This window comes from Streptomyces ipomoeae 91-03, assembly GCF_000317595.1.
GTDB classification, from domain to species: Bacteria; Actinomycetota; Actinomycetes; order Streptomycetales; family Streptomycetaceae; genus Streptomyces; species Streptomyces ipomoeae.
On sequence record NZ_AEJC01000413.1, the window covers coordinates 1 to 15,301 of the forward strand.

General features: G+C 67.8%; 11 protein-coding genes and 4 pseudogenes. 7 read left to right on the top strand and 8 right to left on the bottom strand.

What is annotated here, in order from left to right:
* The first annotated feature begins 712 nt into the window (after positions 1 to 712).
* Positions 713 to 1,366, top strand: coding sequence for a hypothetical protein (locus STRIP9103_RS27185; protein ID WP_009324515.1), 654 nt, complete (start codon positions 713 to 715; stop codon positions 1,364 to 1,366).
* 58 nt (positions 1,367 to 1,424) lie between these two features.
* Here STRIP9103_RS27185 and STRIP9103_RS27190 read toward each other — a convergent pair whose 3' ends face one another.
* From STRIP9103_RS27190 to STRIP9103_RS47115, 3 genes and pseudogenes are all read right to left on the bottom strand, one after another.
* On the bottom strand, positions 1,425 to 1,886 hold the full coding sequence (locus tag STRIP9103_RS27190; RefSeq protein WP_078614059.1) for a lytic polysaccharide monooxygenase: 462 nt from the start codon (positions 1,884 to 1,886) through the stop codon (positions 1,425 to 1,427).
* 155 nt (positions 1,887 to 2,041) lie between these two features.
* Positions 2,042 to 2,482, bottom strand: a complete 441-nt coding sequence (locus STRIP9103_RS27195; RefSeq protein WP_009324503.1) for a carboxymuconolactone decarboxylase family protein — start codon at positions 2,480 to 2,482, stop codon at positions 2,042 to 2,044.
* Between the two features lie 87 nt (positions 2,483 to 2,569).
* Positions 2,570 to 3,086: pseudogene (locus tag STRIP9103_RS47115) on the bottom strand (transposase family protein); the annotation flags it as partial.
* 347 nt (positions 3,087 to 3,433) lie between these two features.
* On the opposite strand from STRIP9103_RS47115, the gene STRIP9103_RS27205 reads away from it, so the two are divergent.
* The 6 genes and pseudogenes from STRIP9103_RS27205 to STRIP9103_RS27225 all read left to right on the top strand — a co-directional run.
* Complete coding sequence (locus tag STRIP9103_RS27205; RefSeq protein WP_009324513.1) at positions 3,434 to 5,131, top strand: carbamoyltransferase family protein; 1,698 nt, start codon at positions 3,434 to 3,436, stop codon at positions 5,129 to 5,131.
* 51 nt (positions 5,132 to 5,182) lie between these two features.
* A complete protein-coding gene (locus STRIP9103_RS27210; RefSeq protein ID WP_009324501.1) occupies positions 5,183 to 5,902 on the top strand; it encodes an HAD family hydrolase in 720 nt (239 codons plus the stop codon).
* Complete coding sequence (locus tag STRIP9103_RS27215) at positions 5,895 to 7,106, top strand: MFS transporter (RefSeq protein ID WP_009324524.1); 1,212 nt, start codon at positions 5,895 to 5,897, stop codon at positions 7,104 to 7,106. Before STRIP9103_RS27210 ends, STRIP9103_RS27215 begins: the two co-directional genes overlap by 8 nt.
* 258 nt (positions 7,107 to 7,364) lie before the next feature.
* Positions 7,365 to 7,631, top strand: a complete 267-nt coding sequence (locus tag STRIP9103_RS27220; protein ID WP_009324517.1) for a hypothetical protein — start codon at positions 7,365 to 7,367, stop codon at positions 7,629 to 7,631.
* 93 nt (positions 7,632 to 7,724) lie between these two features.
* Positions 7,725 to 7,811 (top strand): annotated as a pseudogene (locus tag STRIP9103_RS51905) (DUF2127 domain-containing protein); the annotation flags it as partial.
* 23 nt (positions 7,812 to 7,834) lie between these two features.
* A pseudogene (locus STRIP9103_RS27225) lies at positions 7,835 to 8,221 on the top strand (sigma-70 family RNA polymerase sigma factor family protein); the annotation flags it as partial.
* A gap of 35 nt (positions 8,222 to 8,256) precedes the next feature.
* Here STRIP9103_RS27225 and STRIP9103_RS27230 read toward each other — a convergent pair.
* The 5 genes and pseudogenes from STRIP9103_RS27230 to STRIP9103_RS27250 all read right to left on the bottom strand — a co-directional run.
* Positions 8,257 to 8,649, bottom strand: a complete 393-nt coding sequence (locus tag STRIP9103_RS27230) for a DUF6262 family protein (protein ID WP_009324499.1) — start codon at positions 8,647 to 8,649, stop codon at positions 8,257 to 8,259.
* On the bottom strand, positions 8,636 to 10,870 hold the full coding sequence (locus STRIP9103_RS27235; protein WP_009324511.1) for a tyrosine-type recombinase/integrase: 2,235 nt from the start codon (positions 10,868 to 10,870) through the stop codon (positions 8,636 to 8,638). Before STRIP9103_RS27235 ends, STRIP9103_RS27230 begins: the two co-directional genes overlap by 14 nt.
* Before the next feature lie 54 nt (positions 10,871 to 10,924).
* Positions 10,925 to 12,043 carry a tyrosine-type recombinase/integrase gene (locus STRIP9103_RS27240; RefSeq protein ID WP_063747322.1) on the bottom strand — a complete coding sequence of 373 codons (1,119 nt, stop codon included), beginning with the start codon at positions 12,041 to 12,043 and terminating at the stop codon, positions 10,925 to 10,927.
* 204 nt (positions 12,044 to 12,247) lie between these two features.
* The gene (ltrA, locus tag STRIP9103_RS27245; RefSeq protein ID WP_048820140.1) at positions 12,248 to 13,993 is read right to left on the bottom strand and encodes a group II intron reverse transcriptase/maturase; all 1,746 of its coding nucleotides are present in this window, start codon (positions 13,991 to 13,993) and stop codon (positions 12,248 to 12,250) included.
* 658 nt (positions 13,994 to 14,651) lie between these two features.
* A pseudogene (locus STRIP9103_RS27250) lies at positions 14,652 to 15,224 on the bottom strand (lytic polysaccharide monooxygenase); the annotation flags it as partial.
* Positions 15,225 to 15,301: the final 77 nt, after the last annotated feature.

The window sequence follows — 15,301 nt, forward strand, 5'->3', positions numbered from 1 at the left end:
CCGCTCAACAGCACGTTGTCCTGGCGCGGACAGCGATTGCGACGCAGGCGTGGGCGCACCTCCCGAGGTGCAAGGGTTTGACTGCGCTACGTCCCAGTAGCCACTCGCGAAGTTACCCGGGGTTACTTTCAGGGGTCAAGGCGCTTGTGGCAAAAGGATGTTGGATGTGCTGCATCCGTGAAATCGGAGGTTCGGCATCCGGGAAAGGTGAACGTCCCTCACCTTTGTCTTTGTTGATCGCGGCCTTCGACTTCACCGTCGCGGCGGCTCCCCGTCCGCTTCCCCGGTGATGGCCGTAATCGCTCAACTTGCTTGCGACGCCTTGACGTTGGCTCTCCGACAGGTCTACAACTCTCCGGGGTTTCCCCCAACGGATCCGTGGCGCCGGATCCGACGCACGGCGCTTGTCACCGTCCCGAGCCCCCGTCGATCGACGGAGGTGGGTGACACACCTGAACGCGCCGCGCGGCCCAACGCGGCACCACCCCTCCGTCGCGGTACCGGGCACGGTCGCCTTCCCCTCCACTGGGCCGTGTCCGGTCCCCGGCCGTCGCTGTCGATCCGTCACGTACGGAGAAGACGTGTCACGGATCGGCAGCGGCCGTACGGCGCCGTCCGGCATCGGACGCGTTCCCCCGCGCGAACGGTGTCCATCCGCGCGCACTCACCCGCATTTCTCGCTTTCTGAGAATCCCTGAGAAGAGGCACCCCCATGCGTACGCGATCCCTCCTTGCCCTCGTCGGAACCACCGCCGCCCTGATGGTCTCGGCCGTCAGCCCCGCCTCCGCCGCCGACACCGTGCTCACCACCGGCGGCCTGGCCGGTGACGCCGTCGCCTCCGGGGACGTGCTGAACGCGTCCATCGCCTCCGGCACCGCCGCCACGTTCTACTCCAGCGCCACCGGCACCAGCGGTATCTCCTGTGCCGCCTCGCAGTTCACGGCCACGGTCGGGGAGAACCCCGCGGCGCCCGGCACGGCCACCGAGTCGGTCACGAACCACACCTTCGGCAGCTGCACCAGCAACGTCCTCGGCGTCACCGGCGTCACCGGCATCACGGTCAACAACCTGGCCTACAACGCCGCCGTCTCCTCCGACGGCACCGTCACCGTGACCCCGCAAGCCGGCTCGGTCCTGCAGACCACCGTCGTCCTGCGCACCCTGCTGGGCAGCATCAACTGCGTCTACCAGGCGGCCGGCATCACCGGCACGGCGAGCAACGACGACAACAGCATCAGCTTCGTCAGCCAGCCGTTCACCCGGACCTCCGGCTCGTCCCTGTGCTTCAGCACCGGCTACTTCACGGCGAAGTACGCGCCCGTCTCCGACACCACCCAGGGCGGCGCAACGGTCTTCGTCAACTGACGTGAGAAATACGCCGGTTGACGAGACCACCCCGCTGATCGGCCACTGAGGTCGCCGGTCAGTCGCCGATACGAGAGCGGCGCCTGCGTCCGCGCAGGAGGAGGGCGGCGCCCGTGGCGAGCACCAACGCCGCGGCGCCACCCGCCACCAGCGGAACGCGGGCGCCGCTGCCGTCGGTCGTGGAGGCGACGGGGCTGCCGGGGTCGGCGGCCTGCGCATCGTCACCGGTGACCGGCGCCTCCGCGGACTCCGAGGGCGTGGGTGTGGACGCGGCGGGCGTCGGTTCCTCGACGGCCGGCTTCTGCGGAGCGGACTTCCCGGTCTCGGCGGGCGTGGCGTCCGAACTCCCGCCCTCATCACCGGAGTCGGTCTGCTTCGCCGTCGGGAACACCACGTCCGAGCACGAGTAGTACGTGTCCACCGTGCTCGTGTTCTGCCAGATCGTGTACAGCACATGATGCCCGGACCGGTCGGCCGGCAGCTTCGCCGAGAACCGGTACGAGCATTGGCTTATGGGCAGTTCAGCAGTGCTTCATGGGGTCTGATCTGGCGTTTTGTGTGGTGGACATGTCCGTGACGGATTCCGAGCCCACGGAATCTGGTTCTGATGTTGCCGCCGCGCAGCCGGGCCCCAGCCGAAGGCGCGGCCTCCGAGGGGATGACGCCCCGCCCGACTCACCAGGTCTTACCGGCCTGCTCCCGGACCGTGCGGTTGATCCGGTTGAAGAAGTTGGTCATCGCGATCTCCAGGGTGATTGAGCCCAGTTGCTCCTCGCTGAAGTGGTCGGCGGCGGCGTCCCAGATTTCGTCGGTGACGCCCGGTGCGCCGTCCTGGAGCCGGGTGGCGGCCTCGGTCAGGGCGAGGGCCGCCCGCTCCTCCTCGGTATAGAAGGGCGTCTCGCACCACGCGACCACGTTGTGCAGCCGCTCCTCCGTCTCACCGGCGTGCTTCGTCGACTGGATCGTGGCGAAGACGCACGGGCTGCAACCGTTGATCTGGCTGACACGCAGATGGACCAGCGACAGCAGGTGCTTGTCGACGCCCTCGGAGTGAATGAGGTGTTGGATTGCTGTGATCACGTCGGGATTGGCCGGGCTCTTCACACGTGCTTCCATCGGTCTGACTCCTTCATCGGTGGTTCATCGGTTACCTGCGCCCCTCCGGGCCCGTCATCCCCATGACGGAGTAGAGCCGAGGAAGGTGTAGCGGTGCCGGCGTTTGAGGGCGAAGTCATCGATGCCGAGCACGCGCGGGATGCGCAGCGGCGGTGCCGCCCTTCGCATGAGCATGCCCAGAGCGGTCGAGCGGGAGATCGCGCAAGGCAGCGCGCGGGAGAGGCGGGCGCCCGCCCGGCCCGCTAACTCCTTGACCACGCAGCCGAGTTGGTCGCAGGCGGTTGGTGCGACGCTGGTAGCGCTCCACGACGACGGGAACCTGCTCGCGGAACGTCTGCCGCGGGCAGTCAGGCACCGGGCATACCAGGCGCCGGACCCGCACCGACGCCACAACCCGCCGTCCGCCCACCGCCACGTCCGCGACCACCCGCCCATGGAAGCCATGCATCCGCCCCGCCGGCTGCCCACACACCGGGCACGGCACCGGATCGTCCCGGGTCCGCGCCGACACCCGGATGACCTCGCCCTCGTCCGTCACACCCTCGACGACGAGGGCCGACACTCCCGAAAACACCACGCGCACAAGCTCATTGACATCACGCACGCCATGCCAACGATGGCCGTCACCCTTCACTACCACCGATGACGGGGACAGAGCCCAATTGTGGACAGTCACCAAGGGTGTTCGTTCGCCGGTATCTGGATCCCGCTGCCGGTGGCTCCGTCCGCCGGAAAAGCAGATGGCCTGGCCATTGGCCAGGCCAATGGCCAGGCCATTGATCACTCCTCCCGCCCTGGAAGCCCCCCTCACCGTATGTGAGTCTTGATCTCGCCCGCACCTGACGGCGGTCCAGATTTCATATAGGAAATGACTAGATCCACTTGCCGCGGACCGGTTGAGTCCTCTCCGACCTGTTAGCGTTTTGGGACCGACTCAGGAAAGGCAGTGTCATGCTTGTCCTCGGAATTACGAACAATGACCTCGCCGGTGCGTGTGTAGTGCGCGGAGGGGAAATCGTGGCGGCAGTCAGCGAGGAGCGTTTCTCTCGCGTGAAGGACCACAAGACCTGGCCCGAGCAGTCAATCGAGTACGTTTTACGAGAGGCTGGCGTCTCGCTCGCGGAAGTGGACCGAGTAGCTTACGGCTGGTGCGCAGGCTTCGACGCCGACAAGCATCTCCTGCTCTACGTCGACCGCATTTCCGAGGAGGCGCTGGCCCGCCCCGAGGCGCTGCCGCACCTGCGGAAGCGCATAGCCGACGAGATCCGCAACGACAAGCTGAAACGTGGGGAGTTCGACGCCTTCGTCGACGAGCACGGCCTGCGCGACAAGGCCGTCTACATCGACCATCATGAGTCCCATGGCCTGGGCGCCTTCCTCTGTTCACCCTTCGACGACGCCCTCGTCGTGACCTGTGACGGGCGGGGTGACTTCCAGTCCCTGACCGTCACCCACTACTCGCCCGCGGGCGAGGAGGTCCTCCAGCGGGAAACCTCCATCGACAGCCTGGGCTATTTCTACGGACGCATCACCAAACTGCTGGGATACAAGCCCAACCGGCACGAGGGGAAAATCACCGGACTCGCCGCCAAGGGAGATCCCGAGAAGCTTCTGCCGCTGATGCGCAAAATGATTGACATCGAGGACGGCGGTTCTCTGCGGGCGCGTTGCGGGGAATTCTATCAGCCCTCCTACGACGGCTATTCCGAGGTGCTGCTCGCCGAGATCGCCCAGCATTCACCCGAGGATGTCGCGGCGGCTGCACAGCGTCATGTCGAAAACCTTCTGACGGCCATCGTGGCTCACCACATCGGCCGTGTTCCCAGCGGAAACGTCTGCCTGTCGGGCGGAGTGTTCGCCAACGTCAAGCTCAATCAGTTCATTTTCGAAACTCCGGGTGTCAGCAATGTTTACGTGCTGCCGCCGATGGGTGACGGCGGGCTGCCCCTCCAGACGGCCGTCATCGTGGATTACCGAGAGGAGGGGAAGCGCCCGCGTGTGCCTTCCATGGCACTGGGCCCTGACTCCGCCATCTCCGAAGGACAGCTGAAGGAGATCCTGCACGACTACCCCGGCCTGAGGTGCCGCCGGATCGACGACGGGCTGCGGGAGGAACTGCTGGATGCCCTCGCGGAGGACCAGGTCGTCGGCCTCTACCGGGGGCGGATGGAGTTCGGCCCCCGGGCGCTCGGCCGCCGCAGCGTCATCTACAGCACCCATGACGTGACCATGAACGACTGGCTCAACAAGCGCCTGAACCGTACGGAGTTCATGCCCTTCGCGCCGATCACCGCCATGGAACTCGCCCAGGACTGCTACGTCGGCTGGGCTCTCGACCAGCCGTCGGCGCTCTCCATGACGATCACCTACGCGTGCCACGAGGGCTTCGCCGACGCGTGCCCGGCCGTGGTGCACGTCGACAACACCGCCCGCCCGCAGATCGTGCGGCGCGAGGACGACCCGTTCCTGCACAGCCTGCTCATCGGCTGGCACGAGCGCAGCGGTCAGGCCGCCCTGGTCAACACCTCGTTCAACAAGCATGAGGAACCCATCGTGGGATCGCACCGGGATGCGCTGGACTCCCTGCGGGACGACATCATCGACCTGCTTGTCATCGACGACGTCTTTCTGGTGCATAAGGCGGCCTGACGGCAGTCTGTTGAACCAAAGGACGGTCATCGCCGGGGAACAGGGAGTCGTATGACAAGGGAAGCCCGCACAGGGCACGAGGTCGAGGCGGTCGCCTTCGACATGGACGGGGTCCTCATTGACTCCAGGTCGGTGATCGAGAACGCCTGGCGGGACGTGGCCCACCGGCACGGCCGCGTGCTGGCCCCCGAGGAGGCCGAGCGGTACGTCCATGGACGCACGGGCGCCGAGACCGTCGGGATGCTCTTCCCCGAGCACACCGACGCGGCACGCGCGGCGATCTGGAAGGAGGTGGACACGGTGGAGGAGGAGGCCGCCTATCCCTTCGTGCCGGGCGCGGACCTCATGACCGCAAAGCTCTCGCGGTGCGGAGTGCCCCTCGCGCTGGTGACCAGCAGCTGGCCACGCAAGATCGAGAACGCGCTGGGCCGAAGGGGTCTGCTCTCCCTCTTCCCCGAGCAGGTGACCCGCGATGACGTGACGCGCGGCAAGCCCCACCCGGACCCCTATCTGACAGCGGCCCGCCGGCTGAACATCGACCCGGCCCGCCTGTTGGTCTTCGAGGACTCGGTCAGCGGAGTGGAATCGGCGGTGGCCGCAGGCGCCACCTGCGTCGGCATCGGCGGCGGCGAACTGATCGACGCCGGGGCCGTCGCCACGGCGGGCGACTTCACCACACTGTCGCTGGCGGTGGCGGGCACGGACGTCCTGATCGAGGGGCTCGACGCCGCGATCCGCATCGTTGTCAGGGAAGTGTCGGGTCATGGGTGAGACCGCCCCGGGCGGCGGCCGTGCGGTGCCTGTCATATCCGTCGGGTTGTCGAAGACCGATCCGGGCCCCCGGATGGCGAAGTCCGCCGTAGTCTCCGCGTTCTGCATGTTCTTCGTGCTCGGTGCGTTCACGGCGTCGATCGGCGCCTCACTGCCCGCCCTGCGCGAGGAGTTCGGGTCCGGGCGCCCGGTGGGTGACATCGTCAGCCTGTACAACTTCGGTGCGCTGGCCGCGACCGCCGCCATCGGACTGCTCGGCCGCAGGATCAGGATGCGGCTGGTCATCGCGGCCCTGCTCGTGTTCCTCGCGGTCGGCACGGCCGGTATGGCGCTGAGCCCGGGCTGGACGTCGTACATCTCCTTCGCCGCTGTGGCCGGGGTCGGCTACGGCGGGATGACGCTCACGCTGAACACTGCGTTCGCGCGGGGGTTCGGGGAGCGGAGCGTCGTCATGGTGAACCGGCTCAACGGGGTGTTCGGGATCGGTGCCATGCTCGGGCCGCTCGCGGCGGGGCTCGCCGGGCGGTTCGACATCCGGCTGCTGGCCTGCGCGGCCTGTCTGATCTCCCTGGGGTGTGTGCTGGTGCAGCGGGCGGGGGTGGCGCTCGATAAGCCGGCGCCTGCGGCGCGTCAGCCGTCTGGTGCCGCTGCCGCTCCGCGACTGGGCTGGTCGATCGTCCTGTTTCTCGCGGTGGGGCTGTGTTACGCGGGGACCGAGACCAGCGTCGGGGCCTGGCAGTCCACGCAGTTGGTCGACGACGGCTGGAACACGGGGGCGGCCACGATCGCGGCGTCCGGCTTTTGGGCAGGGATGGCGCTTGGGCGTTTCGTCCTGCCCCGGCTCACCCACCGCATCCCGCCGAGCACCGCGCTGCCGCTCCATCTGGCCGCCGCGGTGGGCATGCTGGCGCTGGCTGCGGTCCCTCATCTGGCGCTCGTCGCCTATCCCTTGGCGGGCCTGTGCCTGGCACCGGTCCTGCCCACGCTGGTGACCTGGGTCTCCCATCTCGCCGAGGTGCCTCAACGGGCGACGTCCGCGCTGACGCTGTGCTGCATGCTGGGGAACGCCGTGGTTCCTGCGGTGGTGCAGGCGCTGGTGGGCTTGCGTGGGCCCACCGCGATTCCGGTGGTGCTGGCGGGGTGCTGTGCGATGGCGTTGTGCTGGACCGTGGCGCTGGGCTGGGCGCAGGGGCGACGTGCGTGAGGGTTCTGGGGGCGGGGAGACGGGGGCTTTGAGGGGGCCTTGCGTTGGTTGGGCGGGCGGAGGTTTTGTGGGGCCTCGCGTCGGCCGGGCGGGCAAGGGCCTTGAGATGCCTCGCGTCGGCCGGGCAGGTTGTCGGGTCCTTCGCGTCCGGGCGGGACACCGACGACGGCACCGTGACCAAGACGAAGACCGAGACCCGGCACCGCGCGCGAGAGGCCCCACGAGCCCGGCCCGCACCGATCACTGGGAGGGAACCCTATGAACCCCATCGCTGCACCCGACCCGGTCACCCAACTGAAGGCCGCCCGGCGGCTGATCGAAGAGCGGTACGCCGATGAGCAGCCGCTGATCCGGGCTGCTCTCCACCTGATCGACTGTGCGACCGACATCGTCGCCGTACTCCCCGAACCCGACCTCGACGCCTGCCGCGACGCACTCGGCTCCGCCAGGGCCGCCGTGGTCTCGGCCACCTTCGCCGTGGGGCGGGTCCGAGACCTGGCCGCGGCCGACACGAAGCGCGCCTGAGCGTGTCACGTCGATCTTCATGCCTTTCTCTCATCCGAACCCACTAGCGTGCCGCGGGATCGACAGTGAACGGCATGTGCGGAGGCGCGGGGGATGAAGATCGACTGGGGTCGGCGGACGTGTGCGCGCAAGGGGCATGTGACGTACGCGCCAGCCGAGCCGGGGCTCAAAGAGCGCCTGCCGTCCGGACTTCGGCATAGCCAGTGCAGACGATTGAGCAACCGACCGGCGTCAGACGGGAGCAGCGACAGGTAGTCCAGGCCTTCCTGACAGCGGCTCGCTGCGGCGACTTCGAGGAGTTGCTGCGGGTACTCGACCCCGAGGTGAAACCGACCGTCGACACTCCGTCCGGCGTGGTCGTCACCCCTCGGCGCCACAAAGGTCGCAGCCGGCGCGCAACTGTCTGCCAGCGCAGCCACGCAGGGGCGGGCGGTGCTCGTCAACGGCCTCCCGGGGCCATTTCCTGGCGCGAGGACGGCATCCCGCTCTCGGTCCTCGCGTTCACCGTCGTCGACGGCCGGATCACTGACATCACGGTCGTGATCGACCCGGCCAAGCTCGCGCTGATGAACCTGTCGAAACCAGCGTGAGTCCCTGCCGAGGCAGTCGCCGCCAAGCCGCATCATCAGGGCAACGGCCGTTCGCTGCGGAGCCTCCGGATCTCACCGTATGCGGTCTCCAGTCGTCGGACGAGGTCGCTGTTCTCGGCTCGTAGCTGCTTTATCCGTGCGAGCGCGGCCTCCAGCCGCCGCTGGATGGATGCGACCGACGCGGGCTGTGAGCCGGTGCGCTCGGTGGCGGGCTGGCGATTTTGCAGCTGCCGGATGGCTGTGACGAGGTCGGGCTGGGTGTATAGCCACGACCTCGACACCCCGGCCGTCTTAGCGATGGCCGCGAAGCTGGTCCGGCCGCCACTGTGTCGGGCTGCCGAGATGGCCTGCTCGGCGTCATGGCGGGCGCGTTCGCTGCGGCGCCGGGTGGCCTCGGCCAAGGCGGCGGTGTTGTCAGCTGGCGGCATCGACGTCCTCCACCTGGCCGCCGACGACGATCTGGTTCTCGGTGGCCCCTTCGAGAGCGCCGATGATCGTGTCGAGCTTGCCGAGGGTGCGTCGGTTCTTCTCCGCGACCCGGGTGAGCCCGGACTGCTCGGCCCGGGCGATGAGTTCGCTGGTCTCCTGCCGCTGCTGGCGGTGCTGCTGGAGGAAGTCGCCGGTGGTGATGAAGAACCGGCAGTCCAGACAGGGGTTGGCGTACTCGCAGTCAGTCTGCACCGGGGCTCCGCAGTAGCCGTTGGGCAGCGTCACCTTCGCGCGGACCAGGCTCATCTTCGCCCAGGTCGCCCCGGCGAGCGGGTGGTCGGCGGCGATCTCGGCCTTCTGCCCCTCGTTGTTGACCTTGAGGGCGTTCTCCCAGTGCCGCCGCAGTGTCTTGTCGTGGAGCTTGGCGTAGACGGCCGTCATGGCGGGCGACATGTGATCGAGCAGGGTCTGGATCACGGGCTGGGGAACATCGGCGTTGATCAACCGGGTGGCCAGGGTGTGCCGGAACTGATGGAAGGTCACCTTGACCGGGCGGCCGTGTTCGTCGGTGAGGCTGAGCCGCTCCAGCCAGATCGCCAGGTGGTCGCGCATGCGGCGGTCGCTGACCGGCTTGCTGCCGTCGACGTTCTTCAGCGAGGCAGGGAACAGCCATTTGCAGCCCTGCGGAAAGCGGTCGAGGACGGCCTGCTGCTGGCGGCCGATCTCAGCCGCGAGGTCCTCGCTCAGCGGGAAGAACGCTGGCCGGTCGTGGATCTTGCGGTTCAGCCAGGCCAGGTAGGGGTTGTTCTCGGCGTCCCGGACGATGCAGTCGAAGGGCAGCCAGCGGGCATCCTTCGTGCGCAGGCCGCAGGCCATGAGGATCTTCAACAGCACCCGCCCGTCGTCGGACGGGAACTGCGCGACGGCCTCGGGCGCCTCCAACTGCCGCATCAGGTGCTCGGGGATGAACCGCGGCTTCAGCCCACGCGGCTTGGGCGCGTCGTCGTAGATGAACGCGCTGCGGGCCAAATCGGGCTGCCACTCGTAGCGGTGGACGTCACGCAGGAAGACACCGACGCAGCTGACGGTGCGCGAGCGGAAAGCCTCGCTGTGCCCGTCAGCCTGCAGGGCGGCCAGCCAGGTCTCGATGCGGGCCCGGTTGAGCGCCGCCGGTCTGGCATCGATGCCATCGACATCAGCGAAGTGGCAGGCCAGGCGGGTGATGGCCTGGACGCTCAAGGTCAGGCTGGCCGGGTTGCTGCCGCGGGTCAGCCGCCAGCGGGCCCACCGCTTGGCCAGAGCCCGCAGCCATGACTGACCGATGCCGCCGAAGTGCAGGCGGCAGCAGTCCTCGTTCGCCAGGTCGAGCAGCCGCAGATCCCAGCTGTCACGCGGGAACTGGTCGGCCCACGGATCGTCGGCGATCAGCAGCCGCTGCAGCTCGAACCGGGTGTCGCGGATGAAGGCGTAGGACAGCGACTGGTAGCCCTTGCGCGCGACGCGGCAGAACTCCAGCCACTGCGTCTCGTCCCGGTCCATCAGGCTGCGCACGCCCGATTCGCGGATCCAGCTCAGTGCGCGGGTCACCGTGCGCGGAGCCGTGTGACGGTCCCCGATGTCAGCCCGGCGCTGCAGCCCGAACTGTACCTCCAGGCGGACCTGGCGCCCCAGGTCGTGAAACCGGATGTAGGGGTCGCGCCGCAACTCCAGCCGCCCGAACCACTCGATCAACTGGTCGTCCGGCAGTGCGGGATGGCCGTTGTTGCGCCAGCGGATGTAGTGCCGCCGGCACAACACCGAACCGGGGCCCGTCGTCCAGCACGGGCAGTCGGGCAGCACACAGTCCCGCTCACCGTGCGGTGGCGCCTCGTAGCGAGCGGTGGCCAGCCACACGTCCAGGTCCGGCGCCCCGGCCGCCTGCCACAGCTCGGTGTGCCGGGTGCAGATACGCGGCGAGCAGCCGTTCATCGAGCGGCGGCAACCCGTCACCGCGCAGCCCCGGATCACACGGTGGTGCCGGTGGTAGGCGTCCTCGCTCGGTACCCATGCCTCGAACTCGGGGCGGCCGACCTGCACCCACCGCTGATAGTGCGCGGTGCACAGCTGTTTGACCGAGTAGCTCAGCATCCGCTCGCACGACGGGATGCGGCACTCGCCCTGAAAGAACACCCGGCTGTCACGCGGCGGATAGAACTCCTCGCCCCGGAACTCCGGCCGCACCCTCCATCAGCCGCTTCAGCAGACCGGCCTGCGGCTGGACGCGCTCCAGCGTGCTCACTCCTCCACGCTCCCGTTCCTCAGCACCCCTGCAGAGACAAGGACTTTCCGATGATCCTCCACCGTCAGATGCGCGTAGATCTGTTCCGTGACCTGCGACGACGAGTGCCCCAGCAACTTGGCCACGACCTCGATGGGAACCTTGGCCCGCAGCAGCCGGGTCGCCCAGCTGTGCCGCAGCACATGCGGCGTGAAGTGCCCGATCCCTGTCCGCTTGCGCAGCCGGGCCGCCAAGTCCTCGATCGCGCTGCGTGTCATCGGCGCCCCCACCGGCGGCCGGAACAGGTTCACGAACACGTAGTCGCAGTCCAGCGTCCCGTACTCGCTCTCCATATAGTCGGCGTAGGCGTCGAAGATCTCGGGTCCGGCCGGGACCGTACGGGGCTTCAGCCCCTTCACCCGGGCGGCGTTGACGTTGCTCTCTCGGGGAACGACACGCACCTCCCCGGCCCGCAGCCGCAGGTCCTCGTGCCGCAGCCCGAGCGTCTCCCCGATCCGCAGCCCCGTCTCCGACAGCAGCACGATCAAGAACCGGTCCCGCAGGCGGGCACAGGCGTCCACAAGACGCCGGGTCTCACCGGCGGTCACTGTGGCCCGCGCCTTCGGTGCCGTGGCGATACGGATCGGACTGTAGGCATCCAGCCCCGGTCCGTGGCGCCGGGTGTGCGCCAGCATCGGCACGTACCGGCCCATCGGCCGCGGCCCGGTCAGCTCCCCCAGCAAGGCTGGCACGGTCTCATCCCGGCGGGCATGGAACCGGTAGAGCCCGGCAAGCGCGGCCCGCTTACGTACGAGCGTGGTGTTGCCGACCGCGGGCGGCGTGCCCGGCAGCTGGTACACGCCGGGCTGACGCGCCGGGCGCGGTTGCTGCAGCCAGACGAAGAACTCCGCGAGGTCCTCCAGGCCCAAGCACCGGAAGTCAACGCCGCGTTGGCCGGTCCACTCGAAGAAGTCCCGCAGGTCGTGCGCGTACGCCTCCACGGTGTACGGCGAACGTCCCGTCGCGGTCAGGTGGCCCAGGTACACATCCGCCGCCTTGACGGGCAGTCCGCCGTCGTCGATGACGGTGTACGACACCCGATCCGAGTCCGGAACCCGCACCCGCTGCACTCGCATAGCTCACTGCCTTGCGTCGACGACACGACCGCACCGGGTGTCCATGACGGGCCCCCGACACTGCCCACTTCAACGACGAAGACGCCGAAGACGGCACGCAGCGAGCTGTTCAGTCGGGTAGCCGGAGGGCGTTGCCGCCCCCCGGCCCCCTCAGAACCGGACGTGCGGCTGTTCACCGCATCCGGCTCAAGCGGGCCCCTGGAGTCACGCGGGTCGGTCATCTTGCTTGGCCCTTCTGTGATCGCCGGCGTGGTGCTGGCGATGGCAGTCAGCGTGTACGAGGCGAAGGTTCGTCCGCTCGTCCGTGCCGCCGTCGCGCCGATAGATGAAGTGGTGCTTGTGCAGCGGCTTCATCGATGCCGAGAACCACGCGGCCCACTCGCGAGGGTTGTCCGGTGTGTACTCGGCGTCGGGGATCAACGGCTGTTTGCACAGCGGACAGATCCCCTTCTGGCGGGATGCGAGGGTGATGGTCCACCTGTCGGCGGTCCCGGGCACCCTTTTGCGTCGGCGGCTCGCCCAGTATTCGGCCAGCGAGGGATCGTCGGGGGAGTTGCCCTCCTTGACGATCACGTGCCGGACGATTCTGGTCCAGTTGAACTTGTAGAGGTAGGTGCCGGTGTCCCGGTCACCGAATACCCACTGGTCCTTCCGGGTCGAGTTGAAGACGCCGTAGTGCTTGGCCAGTCGCCAGCTCTTCGGCTTGTTCGGGTGGGAGTGCTTGACCCACTTCTGTGTGAGCGTCCACACGTAGAAGTCCAGGGACTTGAAGGTCTCCTTGGACACCACCGTCCGGTAGTAGGTGGCCCACCCCTTGATGATCGGGTTGAGCCTCCTCACCACAGCTCCGGCGTTCGCCCCTCGCAGGCCGATCACCTCACTGCGGAGTCGTTCCCGGACCCTTTTCACAGCCGCCTTGCTCGGCTTGATCAGCAGAGTTCCGCTGTACCTGCGGATGTTGAACCCGAGGAAGTCGAATCCTTCTTCAAGGTGGAGGACGGATGTCTTCTCCTCGTTGAAGGCGACCCCGCACGGGGCCATCCAGACAGCCAGTTGCTCCTTGACCTGGTGCGCTTCGTCTTCGCTGTGGCAGAACACCGCAAAGTCATCCGCGTACCGGACCAGGACCGGAGCATCTCGTCGGGACTTGTGGGAACGTCCTTCTGTGAGATGCCCGGCCGCCGTCTCCATGCCGTGCAAGGCCACGTTGAGCAGCAGCGGACTGATCACACCACCCTGAGGGGTCCCCTCATCGGTGGGCGAGAATCGTCCGCAGTCCATCACTCCCGCCTTGAGCCATCCGCGGATCGCTTCCCGCGCCGGGAAAGTACCGATGAGGCTCATCAGGTGGTCGTGCGAAATACGGTCGAACGCCGCTGTCAGATCAGCATCGAGCACCCATAACCGCTTGGCCCGTTTCTGGCCCGCGATATTGAAGATGGCGCCGATCGCGTCATGACAGCCCCGGCCGGGGCGGAAACCGTAGCTTCGTTGCTCGAACCGGGCTTCCCACTCGGGTTCCAGTGCATTCTTGACGCGGGCCTGGCGGACTCGGTCACGGATAACTGGAATACCCAAGGGGCGCTGCTTTCCGTTGGCTTTGGGAATGTACACGCGCTGGACGGGCAGGGGCTTTCCAGGCGAGCGTTCCGCTGTGATCTCAGCGGCCAGCCGCCCTCGCGCGCTCGGAGTGAGCGCGCGTTCCTGGTCGATCCCGGCCGTCCGACGGCCTGTGCTCTGCTGCGTCACCCGTTTCACGCTCACGAGCGTGTTCGAGTGGGACCGCAGCATGAGCTTCTGCAAGTTCCGGACCTTCTTCAGGTCCCCTTCCTGCGCGGCTGTGAAGATGCGCTGCCTCAGTCGCCGTACCGACGCCTCCGCCTTGGCCCAGTCGATGCTGTGCCAGGTCTGGGCGTAGTCCTCCGGTCCGTTCGCCGTCGTGGGAGGCATCGCCACCGTAGCGGCCACTGCCACACCTACCTTCGGCATCCAACTTGCCCTTCGGTTCGGGGTTCTTCGCAGTTCTTCTTCACGGGCCTACCTGATCCGCGTGAGCTCCCTTTCGGGCCGGGCATCGCCTCGTATCCGACGAGTTATTGGGTGCGGCTGAGGACTCCGCGTCCTTTTCCTCTGGGCTTTCGCCCTGTCGGCGTTCGCTTCTCGGATCATCCTGTCCCGCTGGAGGCTTGGTCCTTCGTTACCTCCGGCTTACCGGGATCAACTCCCGGACTCCAACGGGGTTTCCACGTTCCACTCCCACAAGATGCGGCCGGGGTGGGCTCCCTCTTAATCCCGGGCCCGACGGTGTCCTCCCCCTTCGGCGCCAATCCTCCGGGGTCGTTGTGCGCTCTTCCGCGCAAGGGCCTGTCTGCCGCCGACAGCTCACCATCGACGCGGCATAGGAGTTACGAGATTTCGTCAAGGGTTCATTCGCATTAGCCCGTCCGGTCTTCCCCTCGCCTGTTGCGGCCCGATGGCCGTGCCGCTCTTGGGCTTACGCTTCCGGCTTCACACCCCGCCGTTGCCAGCGACGCATGCGGAAGTGGGAACGGACCTTGGACACTGGTCCGGGATGACCTGCTCATGACCTTCTTTCCTCCTGCAAGTCATCCACTTGGGTGGAGCGACTTCGTGTCGCACTAACGTTCTCCAGTGGCGGGTCGGTGATCGTGGCGAACGGCTTCTCGGGCAGGTCGGACCACTTCAGCGGTTCGGTGGGGTCGTAGCCCGGTTTCGTCAGGAACAGCTTGAAGGTCCCGGTGTGCGGGATCGTCGACCGGTACGTCAGGTCGAGTGCGGCGCCGGGGGAGAGGCGGGTCGAGGGCCAGTCCGCGCGGGCCAGGTCCAGGCCCTTGTAGGCCGCGAGGCCTCCGCTGCACAACTGCCCGTCCGGTACGACCTGCCGGTCCCGCCCGTTCACTCCGGCGATGCGCAGGTTGTCCCACTCGGTGAAGGGCGCGCCGTTCGCGGCGATCGCCGCCCTGCACGCCGCCGACCCCGCCAGGCTGCCGCCCTCCGGCGAGCACGCCGACACCCGGCTCACGGGATCGGTGGGGGCGCCGTGAGCGAGGGCCGGGGTGGCGGCGCCCGTGATGAGGAGCAGCGGGGCGGCGAGGGTGGCGACGGCGGCCGTGGTCGCGGCGCGGTGGGCGAAGGCGCGGCGGGCGGACAAGCGGTACATCCGGTACGTCCGATCCGTGGGGTTCGGGTCTTGGGGTCAACCGTGTCGTACGGGACCCGGGGCCGCGGCGTTCAAGA